At 70.1% G+C, this 17,814-nt stretch carries 18 protein-coding genes; 7 read left to right on the plus strand and 11 right to left on the minus strand.

The features are described 5' to 3' along the window. Nucleotides 1–2: 2 nt before the first annotated feature. A complete protein-coding gene (locus tag ACP4E5_RS33715; protein WP_425835372.1) occupies nt 3–233 on the minus strand; it encodes a hypothetical protein in 231 nt (76 codons plus the stop codon). 248 nt (nt 234–481) lie between these two features. On the opposite strand from ACP4E5_RS33715, the gene ACP4E5_RS33720 reads away from it, so the two are divergent. Then, nucleotides 482–1,285, plus strand: a complete 804-nt coding sequence (locus ACP4E5_RS33720) for an HAD family acid phosphatase (protein WP_425835374.1) — start codon at nt 482–484, stop codon at nt 1,283–1,285. Between the two features lie 82 nt (nt 1,286–1,367). Here ACP4E5_RS33720 and ACP4E5_RS33725 read toward each other — a convergent pair whose 3' ends face one another. The 5 genes from ACP4E5_RS33725 to ACP4E5_RS33745 all read right to left on the minus strand — a co-directional run bounded on the left by ACP4E5_RS33725 (nt 1,368) and on the right by ACP4E5_RS33745 (nt 6,051). Beyond that, on the minus strand, nt 1,368–2,195 hold the full coding sequence (locus tag ACP4E5_RS33725) for a pectate lyase (protein WP_425835376.1): 828 nt from the start codon (nt 2,193–2,195) through the stop codon (nt 1,368–1,370). A 147-nt stretch (nt 2,196–2,342) separates the two neighbouring features. Beyond that, nucleotides 2,343–3,008 carry an anti-sigma factor gene (locus ACP4E5_RS33730; RefSeq protein ID WP_425835378.1) on the minus strand — a complete coding sequence of 222 codons (666 nt, stop codon included), beginning with the start codon at nt 3,006–3,008 and terminating at the stop codon, nt 2,343–2,345. Beyond that, on the minus strand, nt 3,005–3,592 hold the full coding sequence (locus tag ACP4E5_RS33735; RefSeq protein WP_425835379.1) for a SigE family RNA polymerase sigma factor: 588 nt from the start codon (nt 3,590–3,592) through the stop codon (nt 3,005–3,007). Before ACP4E5_RS33735 ends, ACP4E5_RS33730 begins: the two co-directional genes overlap by 4 nt. Before the next feature lie 124 nt (nt 3,593–3,716). Beyond that, nucleotides 3,717–5,177: a peptidoglycan D,D-transpeptidase FtsI family protein gene (locus ACP4E5_RS33740; protein WP_425835381.1), complete on the minus strand. Its 1,461-nt coding sequence runs from the start codon at nt 5,175–5,177 to the stop codon at nt 3,717–3,719. 91 nt (nt 5,178–5,268) lie between these two features. Continuing rightward, nucleotides 5,269–6,051, minus strand: coding sequence for an IclR family transcriptional regulator (locus ACP4E5_RS33745; RefSeq protein WP_425835383.1), 783 nt, complete (start codon nt 6,049–6,051; stop codon nt 5,269–5,271). Nucleotides 6,052–6,182: 131 nt separating this feature from the next. On the opposite strand from ACP4E5_RS33745, the gene ACP4E5_RS33750 reads away from it, so the two are divergent. The 4 genes from ACP4E5_RS33750 (at nt 6,183) to ACP4E5_RS33765 (ending at nt 10,398) form a co-directional block, all read left to right on the plus strand. Continuing rightward, nucleotides 6,183–7,715, plus strand: coding sequence for an aldehyde dehydrogenase (NADP(+)) (locus ACP4E5_RS33750; protein ID WP_425835385.1), 1,533 nt, complete (start codon nt 6,183–6,185; stop codon nt 7,713–7,715). 37 nt (nt 7,716–7,752) lie between these two features. Further along, nucleotides 7,753–8,361: a DUF1349 domain-containing protein gene (locus ACP4E5_RS33755; RefSeq protein ID WP_425835387.1), complete on the plus strand. Its 609-nt coding sequence runs from the start codon at nt 7,753–7,755 to the stop codon at nt 8,359–8,361. A gap of 149 nt (nt 8,362–8,510) precedes the next feature. Beyond that, a complete protein-coding gene (locus tag ACP4E5_RS33760) occupies nt 8,511–9,227 on the plus strand; it encodes a DsbA family oxidoreductase (RefSeq protein ID WP_425835389.1) in 717 nt (238 codons plus the stop codon). 82 nt (nt 9,228–9,309) lie between these two features. Continuing rightward, a complete protein-coding gene (locus ACP4E5_RS33765) occupies nt 9,310–10,398 on the plus strand; it encodes an aminotransferase class V-fold PLP-dependent enzyme (protein ID WP_425835391.1) in 1,089 nt (362 codons plus the stop codon). Nucleotides 10,399–10,465: 67 nt separating this feature from the next. Here ACP4E5_RS33765 and thpD read toward each other — a convergent pair whose 3' ends face one another. From thpD to ACP4E5_RS33790, 5 genes are all read right to left on the minus strand, one after another. After that, complete coding sequence (thpD, locus tag ACP4E5_RS33770) at nt 10,466–11,362, minus strand: ectoine hydroxylase (protein ID WP_425835393.1); 897 nt, start codon at nt 11,360–11,362, stop codon at nt 10,466–10,468. A gap of 14 nt (nt 11,363–11,376) precedes the next feature. After that, nucleotides 11,377–11,781: an ectoine synthase gene (locus tag ACP4E5_RS33775; RefSeq protein WP_425835395.1), complete on the minus strand. Its 405-nt coding sequence runs from the start codon at nt 11,779–11,781 to the stop codon at nt 11,377–11,379. A gap of 39 nt (nt 11,782–11,820) precedes the next feature. Further along, complete coding sequence (ectB, locus tag ACP4E5_RS33780; RefSeq protein WP_425835397.1) at nt 11,821–13,092, minus strand: diaminobutyrate--2-oxoglutarate transaminase; 1,272 nt, start codon at nt 13,090–13,092, stop codon at nt 11,821–11,823. 65 nt (nt 13,093–13,157) lie between these two features. Then, nucleotides 13,158–13,700, minus strand: coding sequence for a diaminobutyrate acetyltransferase (ectA, locus tag ACP4E5_RS33785; protein WP_425835399.1), 543 nt, complete (start codon nt 13,698–13,700; stop codon nt 13,158–13,160). A 397-nt stretch (nt 13,701–14,097) separates the two neighbouring features. After that, on the minus strand, nt 14,098–15,198 hold the full coding sequence (locus ACP4E5_RS33790; protein WP_425835401.1) for a pyridoxal-phosphate-dependent aminotransferase family protein: 1,101 nt from the start codon (nt 15,196–15,198) through the stop codon (nt 14,098–14,100). Between the two features lie 75 nt (nt 15,199–15,273). Here ACP4E5_RS33790 and ACP4E5_RS33795 point away from each other — a divergent pair, with 75 nt between their 5' ends. Together ACP4E5_RS33795 and ACP4E5_RS33800 are read left to right on the plus strand one after the other, a co-directional pair. Next, entirely contained in the window at nt 15,274–16,368 is a 1,095-nt protein-coding gene (locus ACP4E5_RS33795; RefSeq protein WP_425835403.1) for an amidohydrolase family protein, read from the plus strand. 303 nt (nt 16,369–16,671) lie between these two features. Continuing rightward, entirely contained in the window at nt 16,672–17,673 is a 1,002-nt protein-coding gene (locus ACP4E5_RS33800; protein ID WP_425835405.1) for an SCO1860 family LAETG-anchored protein, read from the plus strand. The last annotated feature ends 141 nt before the right edge of the window (nt 17,674–17,814 follow it).

Below are 17,814 nucleotides of genomic sequence, written 5' to 3' on the forward strand. Positions count from 1 at the left end.
CGTCAGCCGAGGTGCCACAACGCGTAGGTCACGAACAGCAGCACCAGGCCCGCGAGCGTCAGCGCGGCGCCCAGGACACGCAGGTAACCCACCGGGGCCAGGCCGCGGACGTCGAACGCCCAGCTCAGACCGGCCGCCATGGCGACGACGCCGCCCACGGCGAAGAAGCCGAGGAGGACCGGTGAGGTGGCGCGGGCGCCGGCGGCGAGAGGAAGGAGACTCGTCGGGGTCACGGTCACGGTGGGGGCCTGCATTCTGTGGGTCGAGCGCTTCCCTCGACCCTAGAAGGGGGCTCTTCAAGGCACGGTCAACAAGGCGCCATGCCGGAGCAATGGTGCGGCCATATCGGTGCCGGGTATCGATCGGGTAAAGGCGGTCGCGGGGCTCATGTGATGCGCGTAGACATGCATTCACCTGCACGGAGTCCCCAGTCCCCGACGGCTGTCACAGCCGTCACGGCCAGAATTGGATCACGTCACCGATGCGTAAGCGCCATCTCGCCGCCGCCACAGCGACGGTCGCTTCCCTGGTACTCGCCGGCGTCGTCACCGCCGGCTCCGCCGACGCGGGCGGAACGAACTCCGCGAGCGACAAGGCCACCGCGGAGCCGCACAACATCGGCCTCCTCACCAAGGAGATCGACTCCTACTACGGCGCGAAGCAGGACGCCGACGGAGTGTGGCAGGCCTCGCCCGACAGCCCGTACGCCGATGACCTCGCCCGCATCGAGAAGGGTGCGAAGCGGCAGATCGCCGCGGCGGCGAAGAAGCACCACGGCAAGGACGGCAAGCCCGCGATCGTCTTCGACATCGACGACACGCTGCTGCTCAGCCTCGACTACGAGAAGAAGACCAACTACGTCTACAACGACGCCAGTTGGAAGAGCTACGTGGGCAAGGCGGACCGGCCCGCCGTCTTCGGCACGCCCGCGCTCATCCGGTACGCCGAGTCCAAGGGCGTCGAGGTCTTCTACAACTCGGGGCTCGGCGAGACGCAGCGCTCCGCCGCCGTGGAGAACCTGAAGAAGGTCGGCATCGACGTCAACCTCGACGCGGACCACGTCTTCCTCAAGGACAAGGCCGACCCGCCCGCGTATCTGGCCGACTGCGCCACGGCCGCCGCCTGGAACTGCACGACGGTGCAGTACAAGTCGGGGACGCGCAAGCACATCGAGTCCCGCGGCTACGACATCGTCGGCAACTTCGGCGACCAGGACTCGGACCTGGCGGGCGGGTACGCGGACAGGACGTACAAGCTCCCGAACCCGACGTACTACGTGGAGTGACGTGCCGTGATGTGACGTCGGTGGGATCGTGGAGCGTGGCCGTCCGGCGGCGACCACGCTCCACGGCCGACGGCCGCTCCGCTCAGTCGTACGTCAGGTCCGATGCCGTGTACCGGCAGTACGTGCCGTCGGGGCCGCTGCCCAGTTCCTTGGGCTCGGCGCCGGTGTTGTTGCCCTCGTACCGGACGCACGGCTTGATCTTCTTGCTGCTGTCGCCGTGGATGCGCACGTTGCGCAGGGCCGCGGTGTCGCCGTAGTTGGAGTTGATGCCGACGATCGACTTGCCGGGCGCCGTGATGTCCACGTCGTTCACGATGATGTTCCGGTTCTTGTACTGCGTCGAGCAGTTGCCGCAGGAGCGGACGAGCTTGCCGAAGTCGGAGACCTGGAACTTGGTGATGACGAGCTTGCCGGCGCCGTTGAACTGGAACACCTTGTCGTCGGCCTTCTTCGCGCCGCCGCCGTACACCGTGTAGACGGAGCCGGTGGACGTGCCCTTGAACGTGGCCGCGTCCTCGCCGACGTCCTCCCACCACACGTTCTGAAGCGTGCAACTGCCCGCGCAGTGCACGCCGTCGGCGGCCGGCGAGCCGATGATGACGTTCTTGAGGGTGGCGCCGTCCTTCAGGTTGAAGATCGGGTCCTGGCCCTCGTCCTGCCCGTCGCCGCCGAGGTCCCCGGAGCCGTAGAAACGCTTGTACCCGCCGTCGTACGTGCCCGAGACGGAGATGGAGCTGCTGACGGCCTTGGTGCCGGTGGCCGACGGCCAGGCGGACGCGGCCCCCGCCGTCCCGAGCATGCCGCTCGCCATGAGCGCGCCCCCGGTCAGCGTGAGCGCCCCGAGCCCCCCGAGCAGCGCTCTGCGACGGTTCGTGCGACGGCGATGAGTGTGTCGTGATGTGTTGGTCATACCCTCCAGTGGTCACCGACCGAAGAAGGGTTGCCGCTGATTCAGCCATCCAAGCTCCGGCGCAGGTTGAGCAATTCAAGCCCCTGCGGCGATTGAGCAGCGGGGTCCGGGGCAGAGCCCCGAGACGCCAACCCCGCCGCCCGAAACCTAAGCGAAGTCCCCGTCCACAGAAACCCGTTGCCCCCCACCCGTCCGCCCGGTCACGACGTAGTCGTCCGCGCCCGCGTCCCGCCCGCCCTCCGCGTGGTCGTACTGCCCGGCGAACACATGCTCACCCACCGGCACCGTACGCCCGGGCCTCAGCACCCACCGGTACACGAGGAACCCGCCGCGCTCGGTGACGGACTCCGTGAAGTCCGCGGCGGGCAGGGAACGCCAGTGACCCGTGCTGCTGACCTTCCCGGTCTGCGCCACCCGCAACTCGACCGTCAGCCCGTCCAGTTCGCTCTTTGTCTTGAACGTGACGTTGGACTGGGCCCAGTAGCGGTTGGAGCCGGGGTCCACCGAACCGTCCGCCCACAGCGGGTCGGCGCCCTGGGGCGACCGGGCCGGTGACACGGTGACCTGCCGCGGCGGCGCCGGGTCGGGCCGCAGCGCCGAGCCGACCGCGAAACCGCCCACGGCGAGCGCCCCCACGACGCCCGCGGTGATCCCGGCGATCCGCAACCAGCCCACCGCGGGCCGTCGTTCGGGCTCGTCCGTCGCGGGCCGCTCGTGCATGCCGCGCTCGACGCGGGCCAGCATCCGCGCACGGTCGGGCCGGTGCGCGTCGGCGGCCTCGCGCAACTGCTGCCGCAGGTGCTCCTCGGTCATCCACGCCCTCCTTCCGTGGCGTCGAGTGCGGCGCCGACCGAGCGTACGCGCCCGGGCGTCCGGCCGTCCGGTTCGCCGTGGCCGAGGCGTCGTTCCAGCTCGGCCATGCCCTTCGAGGTCTGGCTCTTCACCGTACCGACCGAGACGCCGAGGGCGAGCGCGGTGTCCTTCTCCGACAGGTCGAAGGCGTGCCGGAGCACCACGCAGGCCCGCTTGCGGAACGGGAGTTCGCGCAGCGCGCCCTGCATGTCGACGACCGCCGGTACGTCGGGCCCGTCGGTGCGGTCCTGCCGGCCGGACCAGAAAAGGGCCACGCGCCGCCGCTCGCGGACCGCGCTGCGGATCCGGGTGCGGGCGAGGTTGGCGACGACGCCGCGCGCGTACGCGACCGGGTGCTCGGCGTCCCGCACCCGGTCCCAGCGGTGCCAGAGCGCGAGCAGGGCGTCCGCCGCGAGATCGTCCGCGGCGTCCGCCTCACCCGTCAACAGGTGGGCGAGGCGGGCGAGTTCGCGGTGGTGCTGTTCGAAGAAGGCATGGAACTCGGCGGAAGCGGAATCGTCCCGGGTGTCCACAACCGTGCTCACGCGATCCCTCCCTCACAGTGGCGGCCCGATGGGGGAGGCGTGAGCGTACCAGCGTTGTGTACGACGCACCGAAGGGTGTCCGTGATACCGGACACCCTTCGGTGGAGCTGAGATTGATGCGGCGTCAGTGCTTCAGTGCCGCCTGCATCATCGCCTTGGCGACAGGACCCGCGAGGCCGCTGCCGCTGACCTCGGAGCGGGCCGCGTCCGACTGCTCCACGAGCACCGCCACGGCGACCTTCTTGCCGGTCGAGTCGTCCTTCGCGTACGAGGTGAACCAGGCGTACGGCGTCTCGCTGTTGTTCTCGCCGTGCTGCGCCGTACCGGTCTTGGCGCCGACCGTCGCGCCGGCCATCTGCGCGACCGTACCGGTGCCCTTGGAGACCACGGTCTGCATCGCGGACTGCAGCTGCGAGGCGGTCGACGCGCTGATCACGCGGGTGTCGTCGCCGTCGTCGAAGGACTTGACCGCGTCGCCGTCGGCGTCCGTCACCTGCGACACCATGTGCGGGGACGCCTGCTCGCCGCCATTGGCGATGGTCGCGGAGACCATCGCGATCTGAAGCGGCGTGGCCGTCACGTCGAACTGGCCGATGCCGGACAGGGCCGTCTGCGCGTCGTCCATCTTCGACGGGTAATTGCTCTTGGCGGCCCGCACCGGAACGTCGGTCTTCTCGTCGTTGAAGCCGAACTTCTCGGCCATCGCCCGGACCTTGTCCTCGCCCAGTTCGGCGGCGAGCTTCCCGAAGACGGTGTTGCAGGAGTACTGCAACGCCGTGCGGACCGAGGCGTCCTTGCAGGGCATCGAGGTGGTCTCGTTCTTCAGGTACGTGCTCGTCCCCGGCAGCCTGTACGGGTTCGGCGTGTTCGTCTTCTCGTCGATCGACGACACCAGGCCGTTCTCGAGCGCCGCCGCCGCGACCACCAGCTTGAACGTCGAGCCGGGCGGCAGCGCCTGCTTGAGCGCCCGGTTCGTGGTCGGCGAGTCCTTGTCCTTGGCGAGCTTCTTCCACGCCGCGGCGTCCGAGGAACCCGAGCCGCTGATCTTCGACGGGTCGAACGACGGCGTCGACACCATGCCGAGGATCTTGCCGGAGTCCGGGTCGATGGCGACGGCGGCGCCCTTCTTGTCGCCGAGCGCGTCGTACGCGGCCTTCTGTACGCCCGGGTCGATCGTCGTGATCACGTCACCGGGATCGGTGCTCTTGCCGGTGAGCGTGTCCAGCGGGTTCTTCAGCTGCGTGTCGGTGCCGTCGAGCACGCTCTGGTAGATCCCCTCGAGCTGGGTGGCGCCGTACACCTGCGAGGTGTAGCCGGTCACCGCCGAGTACAGCGAACCGTCGGTGTAGGTCCGCTTGTACTTCAGGTCGCTGGACTCGCCCGTCTTCGTCGAGCCGGTCACCGCCTTTCCGCCCACGATGATGTCGCCGAGCGGATTCGCGTACTGCGAGATCGTCTTCCGTCGGTTGTCGTCGCTGTTGGCGAGGGCCTGGCCGTCGTAGAACTGCACCCACGTCGCCCTGACCAGCAGGGCGAACACGAGCAGCAGCGTGAAGACGGAGGCGCGCCTGATCGTCTTGTTCATTGCGTACGAAAAGACGAGTGGGCCGAAGCGATTCGTTCCTGCCCGTGCGATTTCTCACCGTACGTTCATCAACCGAGCCCCCGCGATCGTGTCAAAGCCTCCGCGTCGCCAGGGTCAGCCGGTCACGGGCGTCGAACAACGCGTCCTTGACCATCTGCTCGTGCGCGGGTGTGAGGCGCGCCACCGGGACCGAGCAGGAGATCGCGTCGCGCGCCGGGGTGCGGTAGGGGATCGCCACGCCGAAGCAGCGCAGGCCCAGCGTGTTCTCCTCGCGGTCCACCGCGAAGCCCTGCTCCCGGATCTGGGCCAGCTCCTCGATGAGCTTCTCCCGGTCGGTGGTCGTGTGCTCGGTCAGCGCCGGGAGCGTCTCCGGGAGCAGCTTGCGCACCTGTTCGTCGGTGTGGGTGGCGAGCAGTGCCTTGCCGAGCGACGTGGAGTGGGCGGGCAGCCGGCGGCCGACGCGGGTGAAGGGGCGCAGATAGTGCTGCGACTGGCGGGTGGCGAGGTAGACGACGTTCGTGCCGTCGAGCCGGGCCAGGTGGATGGTCTCCGTCGTGTCGTCGGAGAGCCGGTCGAGGGTGGGCCGGGCCGCCGCCACCACCTCGTCACCGTCGATGTACGAGGTGCCGACGAGGAGGGCGCGCACGCCGATGCCGTACCGCGTGCCGGTCGCGTCCGTCTCCACCCAACCGAGGTCGACGAGCGTGCGCAGCAGCATGTAGAGGCTGGACTTCGGGTACCCGACGGCCTCCTGGACCGCTGCCAGGGAGTGCATCCCGGGCCGGCCCGCGAAGTACTCGAGCAATTCCACGGTCCGCACCGCGGACTTGACCTGCCCGCCGCCCGCCGCGGTCCCCGTCTCGTCTGCCGACATCGCCCTTGACCCCTTCGTTCGACGAGAAATAGTCTCGGTGAGTAGTTCATCATCAGAGACAGCGTTCAGTATATCGAACGATCCTCGTTGCTCACCCTGGTGCGCGGCGAGAAAAGCTGGAGGAATGTGCCGTGGCAGCAACACCAGTCTGGAGCGTCGACCCCCGAACCGGGAAGCAGCGGGAGCAGGTCGCGGACGAGGCCACGGCGCAGGAAGTGGACGAGGCGGTGCGTGCCGCGCAGGGCGCCCGTGACGCCCTCGCCGACCGCGCCGTCCGTGCCGCGTTCCTGCGCACCGCGGCCGACCGCCTCGAAGAGGCCAAGGACCACCTCGTCGAGGCGGCGGACGCGGAGACCGCGCTCGGCCCGGTCCGGCTCACCGGCGAACTCGCCCGCAGCTGCTTCCAGTTGAGGAAGTTCGCGGACATCGTCGACGAGGGCGCCTTCCTCGGCGTCGTCATCGACCACCCGGACGACACGGCGACGCCGCCCATCCCGGACCTGCGTCGCTACAAGATCCCGCTGGGCGTCGTCGCGGTCTACGCCGCGTCGAACTTCCCGTTCGCCTTCTCCGTCCCCGGCGGTGACACGTCGAGCGCGCTCGCGGCCGGCTGCCCGGTCGTCGTCAAGGCGCACCCCGACCACCCGGCCACCTCCGAGCTGGTCGCCGCCACCATCCGGCGGGCCGCCGCCGAGCACGGCATCCCGGAGGGCGTGCTCGGCCTCGTGCACGGCTTCGAGGCGGGCGTCGAGCTGGTCAAGCACCCGCTGGTGTCCGCGGCCGGCTTCACCGGTTCCGTACGCGGCGGGCGCGCGCTCTTCGACGCCGCCGCCGCGCGTCCGGTGCCGATCCCGTTCCACGGCGAGCTGGGCTCGCTCAACCCGGTCGTGATCACCGAGGCCGCGGCCGCCGAGCGCGCCGACCAGATCGGCACGGGGCTCGCCGGCTCCATGACGCTGGGCGTCGGCCAGTTCTGCGTGAAGCCGGGCCTCGTCTTCGCGCCGAAGGGCGAGGCGGGCGACAGCCTCGTCAAGTCCCTCACGGCCGCCGTCAGCGACACCGCCTCCGGCGTCCTGCTCGACCACCGCATGCGCGACAACTTCATCGCCGGTGTCGCCGAGCGGGCCGAGCTCCCGGACGTGGACGCCCCGGTCACCCCCGGCGCGGGCAGCGAGCACACCGTGGCGCCCGGCTTCCTCACGGTCCCGGCCACCCGGCTCGCGACCGAGGGCGGCGCGCACGACCTCCTCCTGGAGGAGTGCTTCGGCCCGGTGACGGTCGTCGCCCGCTACGAGACGGCCGACGAGATCACGGCGGTCCTGAACCGCCTCCCCGGCAACCTCACGGCGACGGTCCAGCTGTCGTCGGGCGAGGCCGCCGGTGAGGGCCGCGGCGCCGAGATCCTCGCCGAACTGACCCCCATCGCGGGCCGCGTCCTCGTCAACGGCTGGCCGACCGGTGTCGCCGTCGCGCCCGCCCAGCACCACGGCGGCCCGTACCCGGCGACGACGTCGACGTCCACGTCCGTGGGCGGCACCGCGATCGAGCGCTGGCTGCGCCCGGTCTCGTACCAGACGACGCCCGAGGCGCTCCTCCCGCCGGAGCTGCGCGACGACAACCCGCTGGGTCTGCCGCGCCGCTTCAACGGCCGCCTGGAGCTCTGACCGGACGGGGCCCGCGGGCCCCTGCGAGACTGGCGGCATGGATCTCGAAATACCGCCCCTGCCCTTCCCGTTGCGCACATACGGACCCGACGGCCACTGGTCGTACGAGGACGGGGTGCTCACCGGGTGGGCGGGGCCCCGCCAGGACCGCTTCGTGCCGCCGACCGGTTCCGCGCTGGAACCGGCGTCGGACGCGCCGCGCCTCCTCGGAGCTCCCGAGGGGGACTTCCAGCTGATCGCCCGCGTCACGGTCGGCTTCGCCGCCGCCTTCGACGCGGGCGTGCTCTACGTGCACGTGGGCGACCGGGAGTGGGCCAAGCTCTGCTTCGAGCGGTCCCCGGACGAGCCGACCATCTGCACGGTCGTCACCCGCGGCCACTCCGACGACGCGAACGCCTTCGTGGTGCCGGGCTCGTCGGTGTGGCTCCGCGTCAGCCGCACGGGCTCGGCCTTCGCCTTCCACGCCTCGACCGACGGCGAGACGTGGACGTTCATCCGCATCTTCTCCCTGGGCGACGAGAAGTCCGCCTCGGCGGCCCTGGTCGGCTTCCTGGCCCAGTCCCCGGTGGGGGAGGGCTGCGTGGTCACCTACGACCACATCGAACACCGCTCCACCTGGCCGGAGGGCCTGCGGGACGGGTCCTGACCCCCGCCGGAAGCGGTCCACGACGGGGCGGGAATGAGCGGAGGGTCCGTCCGGTTGTAGCGGAGCGCAGGGGCGTCACCCGCCCCCGCGCAGCCGCACACGCCCCGTACACGCTCCGTACCCCGGAGCGAGAGACCGAGAGACCCTCCATGCGCGTCGAGATCTGGACCGACATCAACTGCCCGTTCTGCTACATCGGCAAGGCCCGCTTCGAGGAGGCGCTCGACGGGTTCGCGCACAAGGACGACGTGGAGGTCGTGCACCGGTCCTTCGAGCTCGACCCGAACGCCAAGCCGGGGGAGACCGGGCTCGTGATCCCGTACATCGCCAAGAAGTACGGCATCAGCGAGGCTCAGGCCGCCGCCAACGAGCAGGGACTCGGGCAGCAGGCCGGCGCGCTCGGCCTGCCGTACCTCACCGAGGGCCGTGACTTCGGCAACAGCTTCGACCTGCACCGACTCCTCCACCTCGCCAAGGACAAGGGCGTACAGGACGCCATGATCGACGCCCTGTACCGGGGCAACTTCGCCGAGGAGACCTCCGTCTTCGGCGACGAGGAGACCGTCGTGCGGCTCGCCGTCGAGGCCGGCCTCGACGAGGGCGAGGTCCGGGCGGTGCTCGCCGACCCCGACGCGTACGCGGACGCGGTGCGCGCCGACGAGCGCGAGGCCGCCGAGCTCGGCGCGAACGGCGTGCCGTTCTTCGTGCTGGACCGCAAGTTCGGCGTCTCCGGCGCCCAGCCCGCCGAGGTGTTCACACAGGCGCTGACCCAGGCGTGGGCCGACCGCTCCCCGCTCACCGTCATCGACAGCGCGGACGGCGCCGACGCCTGCGGCCCGGACGGCTGCGCCGTGCCGGGCGCCTGACCTGCGCGCATAAGCGTTGCTTAGGCGTACTGGGTAAATATCCGCAATGGACGGGTAGTTGGCGTCGGGGCACAGTGGTGCCATGCAGACTTCCGGTGAGCACCAGGTCCTCGACGCGGAGCTCGTCCGCGCGCAGTACACCCCCGCCACCACCTACCTGAACACCGCGAGCTCCGGGCTGCTCCCGGCCAGGGCCGGGGACGCGATGCGGGCCGCGATCGTCGACATGACCGAGGGCCGTTCCCCCGACTCGCTCTTCGCCGACGTCGAGGAGGCCCGGGCGGCCTTCGCGCGGATCGCCGGCGTCCCGGTGGGCCGGGTCGCGACCGGCGGGTCCGTCGCCGTCTACAGCGGCCTCATCGCCGCTTCCCTGCCCGCGGGCGCCGAAGTCCTCACGGCGGAGGGCGACTTCAGCTCCACCGTCAACCCGTTCCACGTGCGCGGCGACCTCAAGGTCCGCGCCGTGCCGCTCGACGCGCTGCCCGATGCCGTGCGCCCCGGCACCGCGCTCGTCGCGGTGAGCGCCGCCCAGTCGGCCGACGGCCGGGTCGCCGACGTGCCCGCACTGCGCGCCGCCACCCGCACGCACGGCGCCCGGCTCTACGTCGACGTCTCGCAGGCGGCCGGCTGGTACCCGCTCGCCGCGCACGCGGCCGACGCCGACTATCTGGCCTCCGTCGCCTTCAAGTGGCTGACCTGCCCGCGCGGCGCCGCCTTCTTCGTCGGACCGCCGGACCCCGAGGGCTTCGACGCGCTCACCCCCGTCTTCGGCGGCTGGGTCTCGGGGGAGAAGCCCTGGGACAGCTGCTACGGGCCCGTCACCGAACCCGCCCGGTCGGCCCGCAGGTTCGACGAGACACAGGGCCTCGTCGCGTACACCGGAGCCCGCCAATCCCTCGCCCTGATCGAGGAGTTGGGCCCGGAGGCGATCCAGGCCCACGACCTGGCGCTCGCGGTCCGCTTCCGCGCGGGCCTCGCCCGGCTGGGTCACGAGCCGGTCCACGCGCCCGGCTCCCCGATCGTCTCCGTGCCCGAACTCGGCGTACGGCAGCCAGAGTTGCGGCGCGCGGGCATCGAACTCTCCAACAGGGCGGGAAACCTGCGGGCCTCCTTCCACCTCTACAACACGCCCGCCGACGTCGACCGCCTCCTGGACGCACTGCCCGGCTGAAGTCCGGTGAACGCAGGACGGGGCGGAGCCGCGAACGGCCCCGCCCCACCTCACGTACGTACGAACGTCACTTCACCGGCGTGAAGTCCCGCGCCCCGATGAACTCGGGACGCCGCACCGGCGCCGCGAACGGCTCCACCGCCGCGTTCTCCACGCTGTTGAACACGATGAACACGTTCGAGCGCGGGTACGGGGTGATGTTGTCGCCCGAGCCGTGCATGGCGTTGCAGTCGAACCAGGTCGCCGAGCCCGGCTTGCCGGTGAACAGCTTGATGCCGTGCGCGTCGGCGAACTTGCTCAGGGACTCGTCCGAGGGCAGGCCCGCGTCCTGCATCTGCAGCGACTTCTTGTAGTTGTCCTTCGGCGTCTCACCCGCGCAGCCGAGGAACGTCTTGTGCGAACCCGGCATGATCATGAGGCCGCCGTTGGTGTCGTAGTTCTCCGTCAGCGCGATGGAGACGGACACCGTCCGCATGTTCGGCAGGCCGTCCTCGGCGTGCCAGGTCTCGAAGTCCGAGTGCCAGTAGAAGCCTCGCGCCCCGAAACCGGGCTTGACGTTGATCCGCGACTGGTGGACGTAGACGTCCGAGCCGAGGATCTGACGGGCCCGCCCCACGATGCGCTCGTCGCGCACCAGGTTCGCGAAGACCTCGCTGATCTTGTGGATCTCGAAGACCGAGCGGATCTCCTGCGACTGCTTCTCGACGATGGAGCGCTCGTCGGCGCGCATCGCCGGATCGGTGACCAGACGGTTCAACTCGGCCTGGTAGGTGCCGATCTCGTCCGGGCCGATCAGCTCGTCGATGGCGAGGAAGCCGTCCCGCTCGAAGGAGGCGAGGTCCGACTGGCGGATCGGCCCCCGCGCTCCCTCCGCCGACCAGACGACGGGGTCGACCCGCGGCGTGGCCACCTCGGAGGTGCCTCGCGTCGGATACAGGTCCGTGATGTCGGGATGCGACGACATGGCTGCCATCGGGATCAGGCCCCCTCGTCCTCTGTCAGCAGCGGGTAGACGCCGTTCTCGTCGTGATCCTCCCGTCCGGTCACCGGAGGGTTGAACACGCAGACGCAGCGGAAGTCGGTCTTCGGGCGCAGGGTGTGCTTCTCGTGGCCGTCCAGGAGGTACATCGTTCCTGGTTCGATCCAGTGCGTCTCACCGGTGTCCCGGTTGGTGAGCTCGGCCTCGCCCTCCACGCACAGCACGGCCTCGATGTGGTTGGCGTACCACATGTCGGTCTCGGTGCCCGCGTACAGGATCGTCTCGTGCAGAGAGAAGCCGACCTTCTCCTTCGCGAGCACGATGCGCTTGCTCTCCCAGGTGCCGGTCGCCGACTTCACGTGCCGGTCGGTGTTCTCTATCTCCTTGAACGAACGGACAATCACGGTGAGTTGCTGCCTTTCCTCGTAAAATGGTGGTGCTGGTCAGACGGTCTCGCGCACGGCTCGGGTGAGCGTGCGAAGCCCCTCGTCCAGCTCCTCGGGCGTGATCGTCAGTGCCGGAAGCAGCTTGACGACCTCGCTCTCGGGGCCGGAGGTCTCGATGAGCAGGCCCAGCTCGAAGGCCCGCTTGGCGACCTTGCCCGCACGGTCCTTGTCACGGAACTCGATGCCCCAGACAAGGCCGCGGCCGCGGTATTCGACGATCTCCTCGTGGTACTCCGTGCGCAGTGCGCCGAGTACCTCGTCGATCTGCTCGCCACGCTCCAGGGTCTGCTTCTCCATGGCCGCGCCGTCGGTCCAGTACGTCTCCAGGGCAGCGGCAGCCGTCACGAACGCCGGGTTGTTGCCACGGAACGTGCCGTTGTGCTCGCCCGGCTCCCAGACGTCGAGCTCCGCCTTGAACATGCACAGGGACATGGGAAGCCCGTACCCACTGATGGACTTCGAAACGGTCACGATGTCCGGTGTGATGCCCGCCTCCTCGAAGGAGAAGAAGGCACCGGTGCGGCCGCAGCCCATCTGAATGTCGTCGACGATCAGGAGCATGTCCCAACGTTCGCAGACATCCGCCAGTTTGCGCAGCCACTCGGCACGGGCGACATTGATGCCGCCCTCGCCCTGGACCGTCTCGACGATCACGGCGGCCGGGGTGTTCAGGCCGGAGCCGGAGTCCTCAAGGAGGCGCTCGAACCAGATGAAGTCCGGCGTCTGCCCGTCGAGGTAGTTGTCGAACGGCATCGGCGTGCCGTGCACCAGCGGGATGCCGGCGCCCGCGCGCTTGAACGCGTTGCCGGTCACCGCGAGCGAGCCGAGCGACATGCCGTGGAAGGCGTTGGTGAAGGACACGATGGACTCGCGGCCCTTCACCTTGCGGGCCAACTTCAGCGCGGACTCGACGGCGTTGGTGCCCGTCGGGCCCGGGAACATGACCTTGTAGGGCAGGTCGCGCGGGCGCAGGATGATGTTCTGGAAGGACTCCAGGAAGTTGCGCTTCGCCGAGGTCGACATGTCGAGCCCGTGCACGACGCTGTCGCGCTCCAGGTAGTCGATCAGGGCGCGTTTCAGGACCGGGTTGTTGTGGCCGTAGTTGAGCGATCCGGCGCCTGCGAAGAAGTCCAGGTACTCGTGGCCGTCCTCGTCGTACATACGGCTGCCCTGGGCCCGGTCGAAGACGGTGGGCCAGCTGCGGCAGTAGCTGCGCACCTCCGACTCAAGGGTCTCGAAGACGCTCAGGTCCGGCTGGGTGATGGTCACAGCGAAAACTCCTCTAGGGAGGGAAAGTTGAGGGGGGGTCCGGGGGAGTGGGGTCGAGGCGCGGCTCAGGCCAGCGGGCCTATGCGGTACAGCTCCTCGGGCAGGTGCCCGTCGTCCGGGAACAGGCCCGCGTCGAACAGCACCGTGCGTGCCACACCGACGCGGTGCCGACGGGCGAACGAGGTGAACAGGGCCTGGGAGGCGGCGTTGTCGGGCGTGATCGTCGTCTCCAGCGTGGTGACAGGACGCGCCGCGGCGACCCGCTCGGCCAGCCCGTCGAGCAGCGCGGCGGCGAGGCCGCGCCCACGGTGCGCGGCGTCCACGGCGACCTGCCACACCACGAGGATGTCGGGTCGGTCGGGACGTACGTAACCGGTGATGAAACCGGCCACCTCGCCCTTCTCGTCGCGGGCGATCACCGACGTGGCGGCGAAGTCGCGACACCACAGCAGGTAGCTGTAGGAGGAGTTGAGGTCGAGCACCTTCGAGTCGCGGGCGATACGCCAGATCGCGGCTCCGTCGGCCACCTCCGGGTGGTCGATCTTCAGTCCGTCGGGAACCGGGGCCACTTCGGCGACTTCCAGGAATTGCGCTTGTGCGGCGGTCATGCAAATTGAATTTACCGAGCAATTTGCTGGATTGCACCCGCAGAAGGGGTTACGTAACGAGGGGTTGTGTGTTATCGCGCGCAGGTGTGCGCGCGCACGAGATCGCGGCGTTATGTCCCGGTTTCATCCGGACAAAACGGTCGTATCTGAATTGGTGTGGAGTACGTCACAGCGCCGTAATCACTACGAGACGCGTCCGAATTACGGCGGTTCCCGTTGATGAAATCTGAGTGTTTACGTCGCGGGAGAGCGGGCAGAAGCAGAACAGGAAGCCTCACCGGATGGCCCGGATAAACGCGGGACAATTCTGTCTGAACAATTCCTGGATAAAGAGAAAGGCGCCGCCCTGAAAAGGGCGACGCCTAGTGATGTGTGTGCCGGTTCGCGCGCCGGGCGCTTATTGCCAGGCGGCCGCGACCGCCTTTCGCGCCCCTTCCAGATCGACCTCGAACCCGGCCTCCGCGAGCGCCCCGCCGAGCGCGGCGAGCGAGGACTGCACGACGCCGCGGGTCGCCTGCGGGCCGTAGTGGTTGACGCGGATCATCTCCTGGGCGAGCGCGCCGCCGCCCGCGACCAGCGGAAGCACCGGGTCCACCGCCAGGGCCCGCGCCACCAGCTCGCGGGCGTCCGTGCCGGCGGGCGCGCGCAGTGTAGTGGCGACGGGGGCGGCGTCGCGGGCTTCGTGGACGTATGGCTCAAGTCCACCGCCCAGGGCGAGCGTTCCGGCGCGGGTGGCGGCGGCGGCCGAGGCGTGCCGCGCCATCAGCGCGTCGAGGCCCTCGCTCTCGATGCGCTCCACGCACGCCTCCAGGGCGAGCATCTCCAACTGCGCCGGCGCGTGCAGCAGCGCCTTGCGCCCGCCGTCCACCCACCGCTGCTTCCAGTCGAGGAGCGAAAGGTAGGAATGGCGCGGCGCGTTCGGGTTGGCGGCCATCCGCTCCCAGGCACGCGCGCTCACCGACACCGCCGAGACGCCGGCCGGGCCGCCCATCGCCTTCTGTGCGCCGATCACGCACAGGTCCACGCCCCACGCGTCCGGAAGCACCGGCTCCGCCGCGATCGACGCCACCGCGTCCAGGTAGAACAACGCCCCGTGCGCGCGCACCACTTCACCGATCTCGGCGACCGGGTTGGTATTGCCCGTCGCGGCCTCCGCGTGCACCAGCGACACGAAGTCGATCTCGGGGTGCTCGGCGAGCGCCTGCCCGACCTGCTCGGCGGTGACCGCCGTGTGGAAGGGCACCGCGAGGTCGTGCACCGTGGCACCGCAGTCGCGCAGCCAGTCGCCGAAGGTCTGCCCGTACGGACCGGTGATCACGTTCAGCGCCACCGTGCCGGGGCCCGCGGCGGCACGGATCGCGCCCTCCAGCGGAAGCAGCGCCTCACCCTGCATGATCACGACGTCCTGCGAGGTGTCCATCAGGCGGGCCACGCGGTCCTCGATGGAGGCGAAATGCTCGGCGCTCAGCGGGGCCAGGTCGAGAAACGGATGCGTCACGGTGGTGCTCTCTTCGCTCACGGGTTCGTACGGGTGCCGGTGTCGAGCGTACCGACCGCCTCATAGGCTGCGTGCATGAGTATTGGCGGGGTACTGCACGTGAAAGGGCGGGTCCTGGTCGGGCCCGACGACGTACGCGACGAACTGTGGGTGGTGGACGGCCGGATCGCATACGAACGGCCGCGGACGGCGGGCACCGACGTCACCACGGTCGAGGGCTGGGCGCTGCCGGGCCTGGTCGACGCGCACTGCCACGTCGGGCTCGGTACGCACGGCCCCGTCGACGCCGAGACCGCAGAGAAGCAGGCCCTGACCGACCGCGACCACGGCACGCTGCTGCTGCGCGACGCGGGCTCCCCGTCCGACACCCGCTGGGTCGACGACCGCGAGGACCTGCCGCGCATCATCCGCGCAGGACGGCACATCGCCCGCACCCGTCGTTACATCCGCAATTTCGCGCACGAGATCGAGCCCGAGGAACTCGTCGCGTACGTCGCCCAGGAGGCACGCCGTGGCGACGGCTGGGTCAAGCTCGTCGGCGACTGGATCGACCGCGGGACGGGCGACCTCGGCGCCTGCTGGCCGCGCGACGCGGTCGAGGCGGCGATCGCCGAGGCGCACCGGCTCGGCGCCCGCGTCACGGCCCACTGCTTCGCAGAGGACTCGCTGCGGGACCTCGTCGAGGCGGGCATCGACTGCATCGAGCACGCCACGGGCCTGACCGACGACACCATCCCGCTGTTCGCGGAGCGCGGTGTCGCGATCGTCCCGACCCTCGTCAACATCGCCACGTTCCCGCAGCTCGCGGCGGGCGGCGAGAGCAAGTTCCCCGACTGGTCCGCGCACATGCGCCGCCTCTACGACCGCCGCTACGACACCGTCCGCGACGCCTACGACGCCGGGATCCCGGTCTACGTCGGCACCGACGCGGGCGGCTCCCTCGCGCACGGGCTGGTCGCGGGCGAGGTCGAGGAGCTGGTGCGGGCCGGCATCCCGCCCGTCGAGGCGCTCTCGGCGACGGCGTGGGGCGCGCGGTCCTGGCTCGGCCGCCCCGGCCTGGAGGAGGGCGCGTCCGCGGACCTCGTGGTCTACGGCTCGGACCCGCGCGAGGACGTACGGGTGCTGGCGGCGCCGCGCAGGATCGTGCTGCGGGGCAACGTGGTGGGTTGACGCAGCGTGACTCCCGCGTCCCGCCGCTCGTTGCACACCACTCGGCGCCGCCCGCGCGGTCAACCCGCGCACAAGCGGCGCATCGACAGTACGGGCGACCCGTGGGCGAGAACGGTGGGGCGCAGGGGAACGCGCGAGCCTGAAGATTCGAAGAGATGCGCGGAAACGCCCCGTTGGGGTGAACTCACGCCTGGTTGCTGACCGTTCACCCTCAGTGCGTAAAGATTCCCTCAACGATGACCAGTCGGGACCGTCCCGTCCCGGCCCTGTCCCGGTTCAGCTCTCTATGGGGGTCCCACCAGCATGCCCAGTTCCACCCTGACCACCGTCCTGCGCACGCCCGCCCGTCTCCCGACCGCCGCCCCTCATGGAGGCGCTGCGCGCCGCCGCGTCTTTCTGTATCGCCGCCTCGCCGCGACCGCCGCCGCCACCGCGCTCGCCCTCGGCCCCGCCGTGCTGGCGACCGCGGGACCGGCCTCGGCCACCGAGCACAGCGGCGGCAAGGCCGGCGCCGTCGTGCTCCGCACGGGACTCGACGTATCGCTCCTCAACAAGACCGTGAACGTCCCGCTCAAGGTCTCGCTGAACGAGGTGCAGGCGCCCAAGAGTGCCGACAGGACCGCGCTGACCGCCCAGTTGGACGGGGTCGACGGCGGAAAGCCGTTCAGCGTGCTGCGCGCGGACGTGGCGCGGACGAAGGCCACCGTCGAGGGCGGAAAGGCGGAAGGCCTCACCCGGCTCGCCCACGCCAAGGTGCACGTCCCCGGCCTTCCGCTGCTCTCCCTCATCGAGGTCGACCAGGTCACCTCCAGGGCGCTGTGCGTGGCGGGCGAGAAGCCGGTCGCCGAGTCGAACCTGCTGGGCGGCGTCACCATCCTCGGCAAGAAGGTCACGCTGTCGACCGGCGGCACGACATCCATCAAGGTCCCCGAGGTCGGCGAGGTGACGCTCGGCCTCTCCAACCGGTCCACGACGGACACCACGGCGGCCGCCTCCGCCCTCCAACTCAAGGTCCACGTCAACCCGTTGAACCTCAACGTCGCGGAGGTCGACGGCGAGGTCACGCTCGCGGAAGCCACCTGCGAGACGCCGAAGGCGGCGCCGGCGCCCGCGCCGAAGCCTCAGGGCGAGAAGGGTGAGGCCCCGGTCCAGAAGACGCAGGCGCGGCCCGCCGCCGACAAGCAGGACCTGGCGGAGACGGGCGGCAACGAGATGACCCCGTACATCGCGGGCGGCGCGATCGTGCTGCTTGCCGCCGGCGGTGGGGCGGTGGCGATGGCCCGCCGGGGCCGCAGTCGGGTGTAGTCATTTTTGAGCCCCTGCGGCGATTGAGCAGCGGGGCATGGGGCAGAGCCCCAATCTTTTCGCCCCTCCGGCGTCGAGGGCACGGGGCTCCGCCCCGGACCCCGCTCCTCAAACGCCGGAGGGGCTGAATTGGCCCAACCG

Source organism: Streptomyces fractus (assembly GCF_049844455.1).
Lineage (GTDB): Bacteria > Actinomycetota > Actinomycetes > Streptomycetales > Streptomycetaceae > Streptomyces > Streptomyces fractus.